Origin of the sequence: Novipirellula herctigrandis, from assembly GCA_007859835.1 — a bacterium.
Lineage (GTDB): Bacteria > Planctomycetota > Planctomycetia > Pirellulales > Pirellulaceae > Novipirellula_A > Novipirellula_A herctigrandis.
Genome location: SJPJ01000001.1, coordinates 1,726,545 through 1,743,499, shown reverse-complemented (window position 1 = coordinate 1,743,499; position 16,955 = coordinate 1,726,545). Strand labels below are relative to the sequence as shown.

Sequence of the window (16,955 nt, the reverse complement as noted above, 5' to 3'; positions counted from 1 at the left end):
TAAGGTACGAATCGTCATGACCCGACTTTTTGCAGGAACTCCTTTCGATATTCCGCCGACCTGTGACCTATGCGGCAAGTTGGAGTCCGAGTGTGTTTGCACGGATGAAGAAAAGGCAGACGCCGAGTCGGCGCGTCAGCGTGCAGCCGATGCAATTGAACCGGCAAAGCAAACTGCCCATATCCGAGTCGAAAAGCGAAAAGGTGGACGCAAGGCGACTGTGATCGATGGTTTGACCGCCAAAGCAAATGATTTGCCAGGGCTGCTCACAACGCTGCAAGCTGCATGTGGTGCCGGCGGAACGGTGAAACCGAAAGAAGACCAAATCGAGTTGCAAGGCGATCATACGGAGTCCGTCCGCAATGTGCTTTCGAAAATTGGCTATCGCATGAAGTAGGCCATGCGGACTTGTTGGCGTACAGGATTTTTTAGTAGCGGCTTACCTTTTTCGAAGTGCAATGGAACGGCCCGCCTCTTCGCTGATTCAGCCTAACAAGCCCGCTAGCCTAACAAGCCCGCTAGCCTAACAAGCCCGCTAGTCTAACAAGCCGGTCCCTATCGTTTCGTTGCTAATGCGTCATCGCGTAGGTGACGATGTTGATCCCCATTGGGTACGCTTTCTTGACCGAAAACTCTTCGAAGTACCATTGGTTTTGGCCTTCACGTTCCCAACCATCACCGAGATCCGTGTTGTGACAAATGAAAACCATGATGCGTGATTGATCATCCACAATCGCACGGTAATGTGGTGTGCTCGTGTCGCTGCCGTCTGCGGACCATTCACGCGAACCGATTTGGCCATCGGGGCCTCGCCACGCAGCATTGATTGCTGGAACCTGCGGCTTTTCTTTCATGTCGTAGACGTTGTGAAAAATTTCGTGAGAGAGCGGCACTTCATACGGATCCCGATCTGGGAAGACCCGTTTTAACTCGCGACGCAGGTTTTCGTACTGCATGTCGCCCCAAAAGTCATCCACCATCAAGAAACCACCGTTGAGACAATATTGGCGCAGCGCCCGCACCTCGGGTTCGCTAAATACCAAGCTTCCCGGTTCGATGATGTAGATAAACGGATAGTCAAATAACGAATCGTCTGTTAATTCGAGGACGATCGGTTCTGGGTTGACCTTAAGGGAGGTCAATTGTTGAAGCCGAAGCGAGAAGTTTAGATCACTGTCGCGATAGTCGGTCGCCCATCCGCCACCGCCACCACGGCCTCCGTAGGAATCGTATCGAATGCGAACAAACGTAAACAAATCGCCAGGGAAATTTTCGTTCACTTCCCAATCGGGAACTCCACCACGTCCCGTTTCGATTCCCCGGTATCGCCGCGATCGGCCGCGCTGAGCGAGCGCAGCCCCGGCCGCCACAGCAGTCAGCAAAATCGTGAATAAAACGAGTCGCCGATTCATGGTTGGCTCCCCTTTTCGCTCGCCGTTGTTTGATTTGGTTGGGGGACCGCCGGTTTCGATTGGGGGGCCGCTGGCTGGACCAACGTTAGTAGCAATCGGTGTGCTTGGCGATATCGCGGCGCCTCTTCGAGTGCCAACAAGGCATGTCGTTTGGCTTCGTCATTCTGGTTCGTCTTGGACAGTGTTTGGGCGAGCTGAAAATGCAACCCAGCCGGATCAACCGGGTCCATTTCTAGCAAAGCCATTAGCGGATGGATCGCCATCGTGGGGTGGCCACGCATTTCCGCCGCTTCCGCTAGAAGGTCGTGGGCGAACGGCAATAGAGGTTGGATCGCCAAATAATCTTTCGCGTATAACGCTACCTTGTCCCAATCATCGCGTTCCTTTTCTAGCTCCATCAATCGCTTCAGCGAAGGCAACGCGTCGGCGGATCGGGAAACGATTTGCTCGCGAATTTCGCGTTCCAGTTCGGTCTCGCCCAATTCCTTGTAGACATCCGCCAACAATTCCATCGGTCCTCCGCGTTCCGCCGTCATCGCTTCTAATTCGCTAAGCTGCTCGAGTGGCACGCGTGCATCTTGGTATTGCTCCGCAGCGACTAATGATGCCGCCTTCGTCCGAAGTCCCTTGTAACTATGGGGATGATCTACAAGCCATTGAGCCAGGGATTCCGATGTGGGACGCTGCGGGAAACCTTCGTCGGACCAATCGGCATCCGGGGCAAACGCATTGCCAACCTTACAGGCATACGCTGCAAACTCCGCATCCAATTTTTCCGGCGGTCCGACGTTCCGACTGATCGCATCGTGAATCAACAAGCCATCACCGAGATCATCAAGCAAACCTTTAAGCGAATCAACTCCATGACGCTCGACCAAAAATTCGACCACCAACGATGACTGATAATAGGCGAATTGAAGATGAATCGGCGATGGCGGACTCAGGAACGCGGCACTCAATCCGCTCACTGGCGTCAAGTTGTCATCGAGCAACATTGTGCGGTACGTTGCCGTCATCGATTCGCCCCAGGCTTTGTTTTGGCATCGTTCTTCGTAGACCGAGATCCCCTCGCTCAGCCACCGCGGCATTCGGTTATTCGTTTTTTCAAGTGTTACGACATGACAGAATTCGTGCCACAAAACACTTTTCCAATTCGCTGGTCGTTCGCCCTGGCTAGCGGGGCTATTTGCCGTGATCACTCTGCCGAAGCAGACGCCTAAGAAGCCTGCCCCGCCTGGCAAGCCGAACGTCCGAATCGCAAAGTCTTTTTGCTCTGGGAAAATCTCCACCACGATCGGCGCGTTTGGCTCGACATCATACTTCGCGCATAGCACTTCACGAGCCTCGCTGAGCAGTTCTAAAACAGCACCGCCATAAATTTTTGCTTCCAGCGGATCCATCTTGACGACGATTCCGTTGGCTTCCAAAAGGGTGGATTTTTGAACCCGGTCTCGCAAGGTTGCCAAATTATGAGCTACGACGTTGTACGGGTCTTCCTCTGCCACACGGCTAGCCAAGTTCCATCCTTGTTCGTCATTGCCAAGCCGAAGCAAATCTTGCGCGAGCTGGAATTGAGCTCCCGTGTGGTTAGCGTCTATCGCCAACGCTCGTTGTTGATATTCTGCACCTTCGGCGAATCGATATTTTTGCGACAGCTTCAGTCCAATCAACGAATCGACAGCCGGATTGGCAGCCCATGAGCCAAGAGCTTTTTCGCGGTGTTGTTTTTCTTTCTCAAATTCCCCGTTCAAATGAGCCAACACCGCGCGAAAAGCCCAGGCTTGAGGGTGGTTCGGATTAATTTCGAGAACGCTAGCGATCTTTTTTTCCGCTTCGTCGTAGAATTCGCGGTCGATCGCAGCATCGGCCAGGAACAAAAGACTCGGCACATGGTTTGGGTTGATTTCGAGTGCTCGTTGGATCGAAGAGTTGGCAATTCCTGCATCAGACGACTCGAATGCTTTCGCCATTAAATAAGCGGTTCGCGGGTCACTTTGGTCGATCCGCTCGGCAGCCTGCAGGGTATCACCGGCGACGTTGAAATCGCCTTTCTCGATGGCCAATTCGGCCGTTGCGATGTAGGCCTCTAAGAAATTGGGGGACGATTGGCGGACACGGTCGTAGAACATTTCGAGGATGTCCCGCGCGTCTTCGCCCATCTCCGTAAAGTACCGGCCCGCAGCAATCAAGTTGTCGCGACTGGCGTTGCGCAAATCGGTGCTTTGCAGGACTTGGAAGACGAGAGCCCGTTCGGTTTCAATCTGTCTGCGGCCGGCGCCACTAAACCTCAACGCCTCGATCCCCAACATTCGTAGTGTCACGCTCGATGGATAACGGTTCACCACACTCTGGTAAACGTTGGCCGCCTCTTTGTACTTTCCTTGTACCAATTGAGAGCGAATTAGGGCGCGGGACCATCGTTCATTCCAAATCCCGTTTTCAACTTGCTCGGCCGCGGAGGCTTCGGCTTCGGCATAATTGCCTTCACGAAACATTTGTTCGGTCGTTGCCAAATCGGCCGCCGGTGCGATATTCCCCGCAATAAAAACGACAGCGAGCAAGAAACAGAGTCGAATCAAGAGACGTTTCCGAGTTTTGAAGTACAACGATCCAATATCCGCCACTGCATTCTAACAAGTTGAACAGGCATGGGACGCAGGATCGTCTAATCGCGAATATTCGCATTCGCACTTGTGAATTGAGCTATACTCGGGATCAACAAAAAAAGCATTCCCGAACCCCATTGTCTCGATTGCCTTCCCGCCCATGAGCTCATCTCGAAATTGCCTTTCGGTTCAATTCCCGGCGATCCTGCTATTGATCGTCATCGCGTTTGCCTTGCCAGGTTCCCGTTGTTTTGCCCAATCGTCGAGTTTTGGCCAACAGGTTCGCCCGATTTTGTCGGACCATTGTTTCGCTTGCCATGGCCCCGATGAGGAAGCTCGCAGTGCCGACCTGAGACTCGATACCGCCGATGGAATCTCGTATGTCGTCATTCCCGGCGACGAGGAAAACAGCGAATTGGTCGCTCGTGTTTCCAGCGACGATCCCGACATGGTGATGCCTCCACCCGACTTTAGCAAACCCCTTTCGGATGCACAAATTGCCACGTTTCGCCGTTGGGTGGCTGACGGTGCGGAATATCAAGAACACTGGTCGTTTATCGCTCCGAAGAAAGAGTCCCCGGATGGCGTGACACTTCGAAACGCAACGCAGGCGATCGACTATTGCATCAACCAGGAACTCGATCGCGTCAATTTGAGCCCGAATGGCCCGGCGGACGACCGGACGTTACTAAGGCGAGTTTGCTTGGACCTGACCGGATTGCCGCCGACACGCGAACAAATCGACGCGTTTGTGGAGGATCGTTCGGCGAATGCGTATAAGACGTTGGTCGAATCGTTGTTGGAATCGCCTCGCTACGGTGAACATCTGGGGCGTTATTGGCTTGATCTGGTTCGTTATGGGGACACACATGGATTGCATCTAGACAACTATCGCGAAATGTGGCCCTACCGCGATTGGGTGATCGGTGCGGTCAACCAAAACATGCCGTTTGACCAATTCATTACCGAACAACTTGCGGGCGACTTGTTGCCCGATGCGACCCAAGACCAACAAATTGCCAGCGGCTTTAACCGGTTGAATGTGACGACCAACGAAGGCGGTTCGATTTACGAAGAGGTTTTCTCGCGAAACGTGATCGATCGGACCGATGCCTTTGGGACCGTGTTTCTCGGATTGACGACCGGGTGCAGTGTCTGTCATGACCACAAATTCGATCCAATCACGACGCACGACTACTATTCGCTGTCTGCCTATTTCAACAGCATCGATGGTCGAGCGATGGACAAAAACATCAAAGATCATGCGCCCTCGATCAAAGTGCCCACCAAAGAGCAGAGTGCCGCAGTCGCCGACTGCGAAACGCAACTTGCCGAACTGCGAACGGAAATGGCTGGGCCAATCGACACCGTCGACGCGGCTCAATCCGAGTGGGAACAATCGGTGCAAAAATCGACTGGCGATCATCACGAACTCGTTCTCTCGCCAACCACGGTAACCTCCAAAAAGGGCGTCGAAATGGTGATTAACGACGACCAATCCGTGTCCGTGATCGGCGAAGTTGCCGGGACCGACACGGTGACGATTGTAGCGTCTCTGCAGCCCAACACTGCATGGCAAACGTTGCATCTCGAAGCACTCACCGAGACACCGGATAGCCGGGTTGGATTGTCCGACAATGGAAATGTCGTGCTAACGGAAATCGAAGTCGAAAAGAAGGCCGGCGCTGGCAAGAGTAATTGGACGACCGTCCCCATTCGTACGGCGACCGCCGACATCGAACAACCGGGCGACGAGTTTGGTATCCGTTTTGCGATTGATGGAAGTGACGATCGCGACAAAGGTTGGGCGGTTGATGGACACAATGCCGTTGGGCCGCGAAATGCGTGGCTCGTCTTGACTTCGCTCGCCACCGAATCCGAAGAGGCATTGATTCGCGTTCGGTTGAAGTACAAGAGCAGGTATGCGAAGCACCAATTTCGTCAAGTTCGGTTGTCGTTGTCCACCGCGATGCCGGATGTGCCAAACAAGGTCGTTGAATTGGTGAGCGTTCCAGTGGACGAGCGGTCCAACGAGCAAAACGCAGAGATTCGCAAGATCTATCGTAGTGATTATTGCACGCACGCTGATTGGACGGTCTTGGTACACATGGAAAAGGGGCTTGTCAAAACGATGGCATCCATTCGTGATTCCATTACTTCGACACTGGTTTGGAAGGAACTCGGCGAACCGCGGCAAGCGTATGTCCTCAACCGTGGTCAATACGATGCACCGGGGGATCCGGTCCAACGGCGGACGCCCTCGTTTTTGCCGCCGATGGATGACGGCCTTCCCAATGATCGATTGGGGTTGGCACGATGGCTAACCTCTGAATCGCATCCGCTGACTAGCCGTGTAGTGGTAAACCGTTTTTGGCAACAATTCTTCGGCACGGGACTGGTCAAAACCAGCGAAGATTTTGGAAGCCAGGGGGAACCGCCAAGCCACCCAGTGTTACTCGATTGGTTGGCGGTCGATTTTCGCCAGAACGGTTGGGATACGAAACTGTTGATGAAAGCGATCGTGATGAGTGATGCCTATCGTCGCAGCGCTCACGTCGACGCCAAGCAATTACGAATTGATCCTGCTAACCGACTTCTCGCGCGCGGACCTCGGTTCCGGCTTGATGCCGAAGTGCTTCGCGATCAAGCTTTGGCGTTATCCGGTTTGTTGGTTGACGAAATGGGGGGCCCGAGTGTGAAGCCTCCACAACCAGCCGGGCTTTGGGAGGCGGTCGGTTACACCCGCAGTGATACGGCGGTGTTTGTAGCAGACGAAGGCGAAAAGACTCATCGGAGAAGTGTTTACACGTTTTGGAAACGGACCAGCCCACCGCCACAAATGACCACATTCGACGCGCCGAGTCGTGAATCGTGTACGGCGCGCCGCGAGCGTACCAACACGCCACTTCAGGCGTTGCTTCTGATGAATGAAAAACAGTACGTGGAAGCGGCGAAGCAAATCGCCAAACGCGTGACCGAGTTGACGGATGTCCCAACAACCCAATCGCGGATTCAATGGGCATTTGAAAATGTCACTGGCCGTCCACCAAGCGAACAAGAGATCAACGAACTCGAATCACTGCTTCATGACTTAGTGGTTCACTACGTACAGAAACCGGAATTGGCAATGCAATTGACTGGTGATTCGTCTCCCGAATTAGCCGCTTGGTCGATTGTCGCCAGTACGCTTTTGAACCTAGACGAAGTAGTCAACAAATAGAGAATCGAAACGAATCGCTATGCTGAATCGAAATGACCCTTTTGAACTACGACGATTGCAAATGACTCGTCGCGCGTTCTTTTCTCGCACATCCGCAGGTGTCGGTGCAGCGGCATTGGCGGCGCTCGACCAATCGCGCGGATTCGCGTCGACAGGGCAATCCGTTGGTGGTTTGCCGAACTTGCCACATCACGCACCAAAGGCAAAGCGAGCAATCTATTTGTTCATGTCGGGTGCGCCGAGCCAAATGGATATGTGGGATCATAAGCCCGAGATGGCCGATTGGTTCGACAAAGACCTGCCCGAATCGATTCGGAAGGGCCAACGGCTGACGACGATGACAAGTGGTCAAGACCGATTTCCGATCGCCCCGAGTATCTACAAATTTGCCCCCCACGGATCCGCCGGGACGATGGCGAGCGAATTGGTTCCACATATGGCCAATAAGGTGGACGAGATTGCTTTGGTCAAATCGATGTACACCGAAGCGATCAATCACGATCCGGCAATCACGTACATCTGTACTGGGAATCAACTGCCTGGAAAAGCGAGCTTGGGCGCATGGCTCAATTATGGTTTGGGAAGCGAAAATGAGAACTTGCCTGCTTTCGTCGTGATGACAGCCACGTGGACCGGACGCAAGGAGGCTCAGGCGCTCTACAATCGATTGTGGGGAAGTGGCTTTTTGCCGAGTAAGTATCAAGGAGTGGCACTGCGCAGTAGCGGAGACCCGGTCTTATACTTGTCGAATCCCGATGGGATTGATGCGAGTGTGCGTCGGCGAATGTTGGATTCTCTGTCAAGAATCAATGCATCGACAGCCGAGCGGATCGGGGACCCCGAAACGAATGCTCGGATCGCTCAGTACGAGATGGCATTTCGGATGCAAACAAGTGTCCCGGAGCTAACGGATTTGAGTGATGAGCCGAAGGACGTGCTCGATTTATATGGGCCGGACGTGCTGACGCCCGGCACGTTTGCCAATTGCTGCTTGATGGCGCGACGAATGGCAGAACGGGGCGTGCGGTTCACTCAGATTTTCCATCGCGGCTGGGATCAACACTTGACGTTGCCGAAAGACCTGCCCAACCAATGCCGCGATGTTGATCAACCATCGGCTGGCCTGTTGACCGATTTGCGCCGACGCGGGTTGCTCGACGATACGTTGGTCGTTTGGGGTGGCGAGTTCGGGCGGACCATTTATTGCCAAGGTAAATTGACGAACACGAACTATGGCCGCGACCACCATCCAAAGTGTTTCACCGTCTGGCTCGCTGGCGCGGGAGTGCAAGGTGGTGTGGTCCATGGGGAGACAGACGAGTTTGGCTACAACATCGTCAACGATCCCGTTCACATTCGTGACCTAAACGCCACCATTTTGCACTTGATGGGAATCGACCACGAGCGGTTCACGTATCCCTTCCAAGGCCTCGACCAGAAACTGACGGGCGTCGAAGAAAGCCGCGTCGTCAACGAAATATTGGCTTAGCGATTTCCGGGCTTGGGCTGGTTTCGGCCTGGGGCTGGTTTCGGCCTGGGGCTGGTTTCGGCCTGGGGCTCGCTGCACCCCACAGCGGTGCAAAGCGGGGCATTGCTTGGCGCCTTGCGAAGTGCAGCGAGCCTCAATCCGAAAACCTCGGTTTGATGTCAAAAAGACAACTTTGTTCGGTGTGTGTGGTCAGTATGGAGACGTTTAGGAAGTCCCCAAGAGCCCTTGTATATGTCATTCTGACGCGACGTGTCTACATGGGATTTCATTCAACTCCAAGCTTTAAGGAGGGGTGGGTGCGTTAATTAGGGTTGCCCTGGAAGTTTGGGGGGAAGGGGAAGACCCTGAGTGTAACCATCTGTGCAGTTACACTCTCGTGTTCAGTGGTCCGAAGAACTTATAGCGATCTTAACGATCAGGTCTGGCTTGGCGAGTAGAAACCTACCGCCGGCACTCTTCGCCTCTTTTCACGATTGGGTTTTTACATTGATCACCAACAAACGACGAACGAATTGGACAAACGCATTCCTCGTGGCGGCAATCGGAGCGAGTACGGTTTTTAGTACTGGTTGCGCGACGACGACGACGTCAAATACCGCGCGAACGGGTACCGAGCAACTGTTGATATCCGCTGCGATCGACCGGGCGTTTTCGAATGTCCAATTCAACGATTTGGCTGGCTACAGCGTGTTTATTGACCAGCAATACCTCGATTCGGTCGACAAGGGCTATTTAGTCAGCACGCTTCGTCAGAAAGTCCTTAGCTCGGGCGCGAAAATCGTTTCGGCAGCAGACCAGGCCGACGTGATTTTGGAACCCTGTAGTGGCGGCGTGGGGACCGATTCACAAGAAAGCTTTGTTGGAATTCCCGCGATCGGCATCCCTGGATTGCCAATTGAATTGCCCGAGGTGAAGTTGGCTTCACGATCGACTCAGATGGGAACGGCCAAAATCGGATTGGTTTGCTACGACGCAAAAACAGGTTTGACGTTAGGCGGTGGTGGCGAAGCAACGGCATTGACTCATAACAACGACACCTACGTGATGGGGGTCGGTCCGTTCCGCAGCGGGTCGGTGTTGGACCAACGCGAACAGGCGGTTGGATTCAACGGCGTCGGTGGCAGCTTCATGTCGGGGCTGACACGTGTGGCATCGGCACCCGTCAAGATGATTGATCCCCAGCATTCGATCCAGCCATTTACTCCGGCGGCTCGAAGCACACCTGCGTCTCAGATCGCCGACTTGCCGACCTTGGACTATCTAAGGAAGTAGTCCCGCCCTACACGAATCGTCACGCTGTCTGTTACGCTTAAGGTTAATCCAACCCAAACGTAACCGTCAAAATGATCGAGGGCATTCAGCGTGACCAATTTATCAGGGAAAACCGTGGCTATCACAGGCGGGGGCACAGGAATCGGTGCCGGGATCGCTAAAGGTTTGGCCCTAGTGGGTTGTAAGGTTACGATCGGCGGCCGTCGAACCGAACCACTCGAAGCACTCGCTAATTCGATTTCGTGTGAACATCCTGTTCGCACCTGCAGGCTCGATGTTGCCGATGCTGGTTCGGTAGCATCTTTCTTTTCCTCGGTCCGCCAAACCGATGGGGAAGTCGACATCTTGGTTAACAGTGCCGGGGTGAACATTGTGAATCGCACGATGGCAGCGATGAAACCCGAAGACTGGGAACGTGTACTACAAATCAATGCGACCGGTGCGTACCGCTGCATGCACGAGGTGTTGCCGTCGATGCGGCAGCGAAAAGACGGCATCGTGATCAATATCTCGTCGGTCGCTGGCAAACGAGCGATCTCGCTTGGGGGAGTGATCTATTGTGCCAGCAAGTTCGCGATGACGGCCCTCGGCACCGCAGTAGCGAATGAAGTGCGTGACGAAGGTGTCCGAATCACGAACGTCTACCCTGGCGAAGTGAACACGCCGATTCTCGACAATCGTCCCGTAAAAGTAACCGAAGAGCACAAAGCATCGATATTGCAGCCTGACGACATCGCAGCGTTGATCGTCACAATTTGCGGTCTGCCCCCGCGAGCCCACGTCCCTGAAATTGTCATCAAACCCACCAAACAAGAGTGGGTATAGTCATCGTCGCTGATCGCTCCCACGATCAAAACGCCATCTAACAATCGTGCGGTGAATATATGACCGAAGAACACTCCCAAGACGAAACAGAAGACGAACTCGAAGACGAGCTCGAAGACGAAGACGAAGCAGAGAACGAAGCAGAGAACGAAGCAGACGAACTCGAAGACGAAGAAGACGAAGAAGACGAAGAAGACGAGCCTGTAGACGAGCCTGTAGACGAGCCTGTAGACGAGCCAGAAGACGAGCCAGAAGACGAGCCTGTAGACGAGCCTGTAGACGAGCCTGTAGACGAGCCTGTAGACGAGCCGGAAGACGAGCCGGAAGACGAGCCGGAAGACGAGCCGGAAGACGAGCCGGAAGACGAGCCGGAAGACGAGCCTGTAGACGAGCCGGAAGACGAAGAAGACGAACCTGTAGACGAGCCTGTAGACGAGCCTGTAGACGAGCCTGTAGACGAACTCGAAGCTGAACTCGAAGACGAAGCTGAACTCGAAGACGAAGAAGACGAGCCGGAAGACGAAGAAGACGAACTCGAAGACGAAGCAGAAGACGAACTGTCTCTCGACGATCTCGGTGCTGCGTATGCCCGTGCTGCTGCGAAGCATGATCCCGAAGCGTTTTCAGAGCCCGCAGACAGCGGAGTGGACGGAGAGGTTAGCGAGTCGGATGAGGATGGGCTTTCTTTTGAACCCGTTCCCGAAGATGAACTCGTCACCCCCGAAGCGATTATCGAAGGAGCACTCTTCGTCGGACACCCTGAAAACAAATTGTTTACCGAACAGCGGTTGGCGTCGTTGATGCGCGAGGTCACGCCAGAGGAAGTTATCGAACTGATCGATAGGCTGAACCAATCCTACCGCGACGCTGAGCAATCGCTACGAATTGTGAAGTCCGACGAAGGCTACCGGCTGACCATTTCACCCGAAGTTGAACAGGTCCGCCGGTCGTTCTTGGGAAAGGTCCGCGATGCGAAGTTGACGCAAGGGGCCATTGAAGCATTGGCGTTGGTCGCCTACCAACCAGGAATTACTGCGCAAAAAGTCCAAGACCAACGAGGACGAGATTGTGGGCCCCTGTTGAACCAATTGGTCCGCCGTCAATTATTGAGTATCGAACGAAAGCCTGCCGAAGAAGGTGGCCGCCCCGTGCCTCACTACTATCCAACGGAGCGATTCTTGGTACTGTTTGGTCTCGAATCGCTCGATGATCTACCCCAAGTCGATGAATCCCTTCGCGGCGTGACCTAGTCGAAGACAGATACACTTCATGACAAGAAAATCCTTACGACCACCGATTTTGGGTGTTGCACTCGATATGGACGGGCTGCTGTTCGATACCGAGCGACTTTATTGGCAAGTCGGTGACGAATTGCTCAAACGTCGTGGCTATCGATATAGCGATGAATTGCAGGCTCGGATGATGGGCCGCGTTGGCCCGGCTGCCATGCAGCAGATGATCGATATGCATCACTTGGATGTCACTCCGCTCGATCTGCTTTGCGAATCCGACGAGCTGTACGGGGCCCTTCTGGTCGATGGACTGGAACCAATGCCGGGATTGCAGCATTGGATTGATTTGTTGACCAAATCAAAATTGCCGTTCGGTTTGGCAACCAGTAGCCGAAGGCTTTTTGTTGACATTATCTTAGAGCGAGTCGACTGGGATAGCGCGTTAGCGTTTATCCTCAGTGGGGATGATGTTCAACATGGAAAACCGCACCCGGAAATGTACTTGGCTGCTGCTGAGAAAATGCAAATTTCCCCGGAGTCAATGCTCGTGCTTGAGGATAGTGGAAACGGTTGTGCAGCGGCGATCGCTGCGGGTGCACAAACCGTCGCTGTCCCAAATGAAAACACGGTTGGCCAATCGTTTGATGGCGCAATCCTGGTTGCCGAATCGCTGATGGATCCACGGCTGCACACCATGATTTGCGACAGCGACACAGGAACATGAAACAAGATGACATCTCCTACGCCTGATTTCTCCCCTGATTCCCCCAGCGTTCGTGAAGCTGCAGTTTTTGACAAACTGCGTGGCACCAGCGAGTCACCATCGAAAATGCTTGCCTTGATGGTCGAGCATTTTCGTCAATCTCGACAGCCAGTGGAGTTGTTCGAGGGACTAAAGATGCAAATCCGCGATCACCTTGGGTTGCCCCTTTTGGTCACCGAGCATGACAAGCCGAAACCCGAAGAGGTCGAACGCCAACTCGAAGCGGGTTTGTTGGAGGCATGTACCGAGGTGGGGCAAATGCTTATCGATGATGGCAAAGTCGCCGAAGGTTGGATGTACCTCCGGCCCACGGGGGATGTCGAATTGGCTCGTAAGTCGATCGCAAAAATCCCGATCACCGAAGAAAATTATGACGCGATGATTCAAGTCTTGTTACACGAGGGATTGGATGTAGGTCGTGGTTTCGCGGCAGTGCTTGAGCACCAAGGGACTTGCAACAGTATTACATTGTATGAGCAAGCGGTTGCGTCGCGAGGTAAGGCTGATCGCCAAGCGGCGGCGGCGCGACTGCTAGACCATTTGTATAACGAGTTGGTGGTTTTGGTTCGTGGTGATATTGCTCGGCGTGAATCACCCGCTGGGGAGGACGAGACACTTTCGCAGATGCTTCAAACGAGGCCATGGATCATGGACGAAGGTGCGTACCATCTCGATACAACGCATTTGGCATCGACCGTGCGGATCGCGTCGGTACTTGATGACCCTTCGCAACACCAAAAAGCCCGTGATCTTTGTCAATACGGTCGACGATTGTCGGCACAGTACCAATACCCGGGCGAAGAACCATTCGTCGATTTTTATCCAGCCTATAACACCTTTTATTCCACCCTATTGGGCGAGGACACAGAGGCGGGATTGAAATGGTTCGAACGAAAAGCTCGTGCGGTTGACACGAAACAGTTTGGGGCCTCAGCGATCGAGACCTATGTCGACTTACTCGATCGGGTTGGACAACATGGCAAGGCAGTGAAAGTGGCCGTGGAATTGGTCCCCGACGATATGCCTTCGCAGCGAATCGTACCTCTGCTACTGGATATCGCGTCGCGGGATGCAGCGTCGCGGGATGCAGCGTCGCGGGATGCAGCGTCGCGGGATGCAGCGTCGCGGGATGCAGCGTCGGATGCCGATTCAACAAAGAAGTTGGACGTTTACCAAACGATTCTTGATTATTGTCGTCGTCACAATGACGTTCTCGGTTACACTGCGGCACTTCATGATATCCGATGAATGGGCGAATCGCCCAATAGCTATGCAATCTCAATGACCCACAACACTGACCCTAGCGCTTCACCGGCGCCGACGTTCGCGTTCGTTTGCTGTGCCTATGGTGCGGAGCAACCCGTCAAAGACGCGATCACAACCCAGGGATGGCGGCTCGCTTTTTCCCGTCCCGGATTTGTGACCGCCAAACATGACGACCAAATCGCTGCACCGGAAGGTGTCTTTGTTCGTACTTCCTCGCTGTCGATCGGCCAAGCTCGTGGTGGCGACGGCAATGAGATGATCGATTCTTTGTTGCAGCAGATCGATGAGCGGTACCCGAGCGAATTTCGGTTCGATCAATTGCACGTTTGGCCAAAAGATCGAGCGGCTATCGGTCGTTTTGGGTTTGAACCAGGCGTGGATGAAGTTTCCAAAGCGGTGGGTGAAGAAATCTATCGACGGTTAGCGGCGGATCGATTGCGTTGCGATGCAGTCAACCGTGTCGCTCAACCGGGCGAGAGTATTTTGGACGTGGTGCTGGTGGAGCCATCACATTGGTTCTTTGGGACCCATAAAGCACAGACTTGGCCAACTCGATGGCCGGGCGGTGTGCAACCAATTGATTTGGCCGAGCCACCCGTTTCGAGAGCCTACTACAAAGCGGCCGAATCGATCCAATGGAGCGGATTTGATATCCATCGTGGTGACATCGCAGCCGAGATCGGCGCGGCACCGGGCGGGGCATGCCAACGACTACTTGAGTTGGGTTTGAAAGTCATGGGGATCGACCCCGCCGAAATGGATCCGCAAATTGCCGAGCACCCTAATTTTCGCTATGTCCAAGCCAGGGCTGATGATTTGCCAAGGCGGGAATACAGTGGCGTGAAATGGATTTTGGTCGATTCAACCGTGAAGCCGGAACAGACGCTGACAACGGTCGGCAAAATCGTCACGCACCGAAATAGTGATGTCCGTGGTTTGCTGATCACAATGAAATTGGGTGATTATCAGGCTGCGAAAAAGATTGACACATGGATAGATAAGGTCCAATCTTGGAATCCCGTCGAAATTCGTGTCCGGCAATTGGCACGCAACCGATGTGAAGTGTGTTTCGCGGTACGAATGGTGTGAATTCGGTAAATCGTAAACGCCAAACCGGAGTCACGGCAGGCGGTTGATCACGCGGTGTTTGGTACTTCTTTTCGGTCCGTTGCATGCCACGCCGACGTTACGATGTGGTCGTGTGTTTTGTCGGACGCAAGGCTGGGAGGGGCTCATGATGCTAAGCGGCTGCGATCCACAATCTGCGTGTTTTAGTGCGAGGGGCCCCTCTATGGGGGTGGTTTCGGGTGGCTGATCTTGCCTTTGAGCTTCCTTTTTTCCTAAGAGCAGTTTGTATGGGCGCGTTGCCGACGTTACGATGAAGTGTTGTGGCGATTTCATTGACACTTGCGATCGAGGGTCAAATCGGTATTTCGCTCTTTCGAAATTTGAAAAGAAAAGCAACCGAGACATCGCTGGCTACTGGCTCTGAGGAGCTGGATTCGTCTGCGGTAAAAGCACACTTGCGAGATGATTCGCAAGGTAAGATAGAGGTGAGCCATGGGAGCTGGATGGTATTACATGTCAAGCGGATGGATGCGGAAGACGCGTCGGGTAGGCCCAATTTCCGAACAGGATCTGCTTGTACGAATCGATCAGGGAAAAATTTCTCCTGAGACGCTTTTACAAAGCACAAAGACTAAAGGAAAATGGGTTCCAATGAATGCGATCGGTCCAGCGCTGAAGCATTGGAAGAAATCTCACCCCGACACACCTACTAAGTAGTTCAAACCATCGCCGGATCCACTGCTCGTAAGACCGCAGCCGATTACGCGGCGATCGCGGTCGCGCCAATGTTGATCTTCTTGATGATCAGCAGTTTGGCAAACTTCTTGATGTTAGTCTTGTACCGCGGTGGTTATCCGGAGCGTGTCTCGTGGACATTGTTGATGTTCACTCTCGGTGCAGTCGGAATTGCTCGTGTTGCAATCGAAAATGACCGGAAATACTCGCTTGGTTATCTTGTCGTTCTAGGCGCGGTCAGTTTTGTCGCCATGATGCGATTTGTCGGTTCGCCAATCTTTAGCATCTTCATTCTCGTGCTGGTTGGATACCTTGCCGACCGTATCGTTCACGATTGTACGTTGATCGATGATTCGGTCGACTCTAGTGGTCAAGGGTTAATCGATAGCGGTCGTCACTTTGTTCGATCGCAAATTGCATCGAAGGACGCTGAGTCCGATTCCACACCGGCCACACAGACGCCACGAAATCGTCCGACTCACCAACCTGGCCGTACGGTGATGTATTTGGCACTTGCCGCATTGCCACTGTTTGGCATTGGTCAGTTTTTTATTCGTTCCGATCCAGCGACATGGAATCGAGCGATCTGGTTATTAGCCATCTATCTGTTCGCAAGTCTGTCGTTACTTGTAACCACCAGTTTTCTAGGGCTACGTCGATATCTTCGCCAGCGCGGCGTCGATATGCCAGCGAATGTCTCCGTCGGATGGTTAGCTGGCGGACTTGGAATGATAGCTCTGATTTTGGCGATTTCCTATTTTGCCCCTTTGCCAGGTCAAGCTTTGGCGTCGTTTGAATTGCCTGAGTTCTTGACCTCCAGCGACGATCTTGCCGCCAGCAAATACGGCTGGGGGAACGAAGCAGCAGGAAAGAAGAGTCCCGGGGCCGCGACAACCAATCAAGATAAGAACGCAGCAGACAAAGAGGTTCAGGAGATTGCAGCCCAGCAGGGAGCGCCTCCGGGGGATGCCGGAGACGGCCAAGCCGAAAAGGGGCCGACTGGAAAACAGGAAGGTGGCAAGCAATCCCCAAGCCAATCAGGCAAACAGGACTCGGGCAAACAGGAG

At 53.6% G+C, this 16,955-nt stretch carries 11 protein-coding genes and 1 pseudogene; 10 read left to right on the top strand and 2 right to left on the bottom strand.

All coding sequences use genetic code 11. The annotated features are described in order from the left end of the window. Positions 1–16 precede the first annotated feature (16 nt). Positions 17–397 carry a translation initiation factor gene (locus tag CA13_RS06265; protein ID WP_146395095.1) on the top strand — a complete coding sequence of 127 codons (381 nt, stop codon included), beginning with the start codon at positions 17–19 and terminating at the stop codon, positions 395–397. A gap of 172 nt (positions 398–569) precedes the next feature. Here CA13_RS06265 and CA13_RS06260 read toward each other — a convergent pair whose 3' ends face one another. After that, on the bottom strand, positions 570–1,412 hold the full coding sequence (locus CA13_RS06260; RefSeq protein WP_146395094.1) for a DUF4159 domain-containing protein: 843 nt from the start codon (positions 1,410–1,412) through the stop codon (positions 570–572). Continuing rightward, on the bottom strand, positions 1,409–3,991 hold the full coding sequence (locus tag CA13_RS06255) for a tetratricopeptide repeat protein (RefSeq protein WP_419193999.1): 2,583 nt from the start codon (positions 3,989–3,991) through the stop codon (positions 1,409–1,411). The genes CA13_RS06260 and CA13_RS06255 overlap by 4 nt, the downstream gene beginning before the upstream one ends. A 187-nt stretch (positions 3,992–4,178) precedes the next feature. On the opposite strand from CA13_RS06255, the gene CA13_RS06250 reads away from it, so the two are divergent. From CA13_RS06250 to CA13_RS34735, 9 genes and pseudogenes are all read left to right on the top strand, one after another. Continuing rightward, positions 4,179–7,238, top strand: coding sequence for a PSD1 and planctomycete cytochrome C domain-containing protein (locus tag CA13_RS06250; RefSeq protein WP_146395093.1), 3,060 nt, complete (start codon positions 4,179–4,181; stop codon positions 7,236–7,238). Positions 7,239–7,257: 19 nt separating this feature from the next. After that, positions 7,258–8,727: a DUF1501 domain-containing protein gene (locus CA13_RS06245; RefSeq protein ID WP_146395092.1), complete on the top strand. Its 1,470-nt coding sequence runs from the start codon at positions 7,258–7,260 to the stop codon at positions 8,725–8,727. A 486-nt stretch (positions 8,728–9,213) separates the two neighbouring features. Continuing rightward, positions 9,214–9,999, top strand: coding sequence for a DUF6655 family protein (locus tag CA13_RS06240; protein WP_146395091.1), 786 nt, complete (start codon positions 9,214–9,216; stop codon positions 9,997–9,999). A gap of 90 nt (positions 10,000–10,089) precedes the next feature. Further along, entirely contained in the window at positions 10,090–10,824 is a 735-nt protein-coding gene (locus CA13_RS06235) for an SDR family oxidoreductase (protein WP_146395090.1), read from the top strand. 59 nt (positions 10,825–10,883) lie between these two features. After that, positions 10,884–12,074 (top strand): SMC-Scp complex subunit ScpB, encoded by a 1,191-nt coding sequence (locus tag CA13_RS06230; protein ID WP_419193998.1) that lies wholly within the window; start codon positions 10,884–10,886, stop codon positions 12,072–12,074. Between the two features lie 19 nt (positions 12,075–12,093). Further along, positions 12,094–12,780: an HAD family hydrolase gene (locus CA13_RS06225; protein ID WP_146395089.1), complete on the top strand. Its 687-nt coding sequence runs from the start codon at positions 12,094–12,096 to the stop codon at positions 12,778–12,780. A gap of 6 nt (positions 12,781–12,786) precedes the next feature. Beyond that, the gene (locus CA13_RS34740; protein ID WP_419193997.1) at positions 12,787–14,067 is read left to right on the top strand and encodes a hypothetical protein; all 1,281 of its coding nucleotides are present in this window, start codon (positions 12,787–12,789) and stop codon (positions 14,065–14,067) included. A 33-nt stretch (positions 14,068–14,100) separates the two neighbouring features. After that, positions 14,101–15,174 carry an SAM-dependent methyltransferase gene (locus tag CA13_RS06215; RefSeq protein ID WP_146395088.1) on the top strand — a complete coding sequence of 358 codons (1,074 nt, stop codon included), beginning with the start codon at positions 14,101–14,103 and terminating at the stop codon, positions 15,172–15,174. Positions 15,175–15,938: 764 nt separating this feature from the next. After that, positions 15,939–16,955, top strand: a pseudogene (locus CA13_RS34735) (DUF4129 domain-containing protein); the annotation flags it as partial.

Bases quoted from the DNA above. Each gene is read 5' to 3' on its own strand.
- CA13_RS06250 (WP_146395093.1), top strand. From the start codon at position 4,179: ATGAGCTCATCTCGAAATTGCCTTTCGGTTCAATTCCCGGCGATCCTG.
- CA13_RS06260 (WP_146395094.1), bottom strand. From the start codon at position 1,412: ATGAATCGGCGACTCGTTTTATTCACGATTTTGCTGACTGCTGTGGCG.
- CA13_RS06215 (WP_146395088.1), top strand. From the start codon at position 14,101: ATGACCCACAACACTGACCCTAGCGCTTCACCGGCGCCGACGTTCGCG.
- CA13_RS06225 (WP_146395089.1), top strand. From the start codon at position 12,094: ATGACAAGAAAATCCTTACGACCACCGATTTTGGGTGTTGCACTCGAT.
- CA13_RS34740 (WP_419193997.1), top strand. From the start codon at position 12,787: ATGACATCTCCTACGCCTGATTTCTCCCCTGATTCCCCCAGCGTTCGT.
- CA13_RS06230 (WP_419193998.1), top strand. From the start codon at position 10,884: ATGACCGAAGAACACTCCCAAGACGAAACAGAAGACGAACTCGAAGAC.
- CA13_RS06245 (WP_146395092.1), top strand. From the start codon at position 7,258: ATGCTGAATCGAAATGACCCTTTTGAACTACGACGATTGCAAATGACT.
- CA13_RS06265 (WP_146395095.1), top strand. From the start codon at position 17: ATGACCCGACTTTTTGCAGGAACTCCTTTCGATATTCCGCCGACCTGT.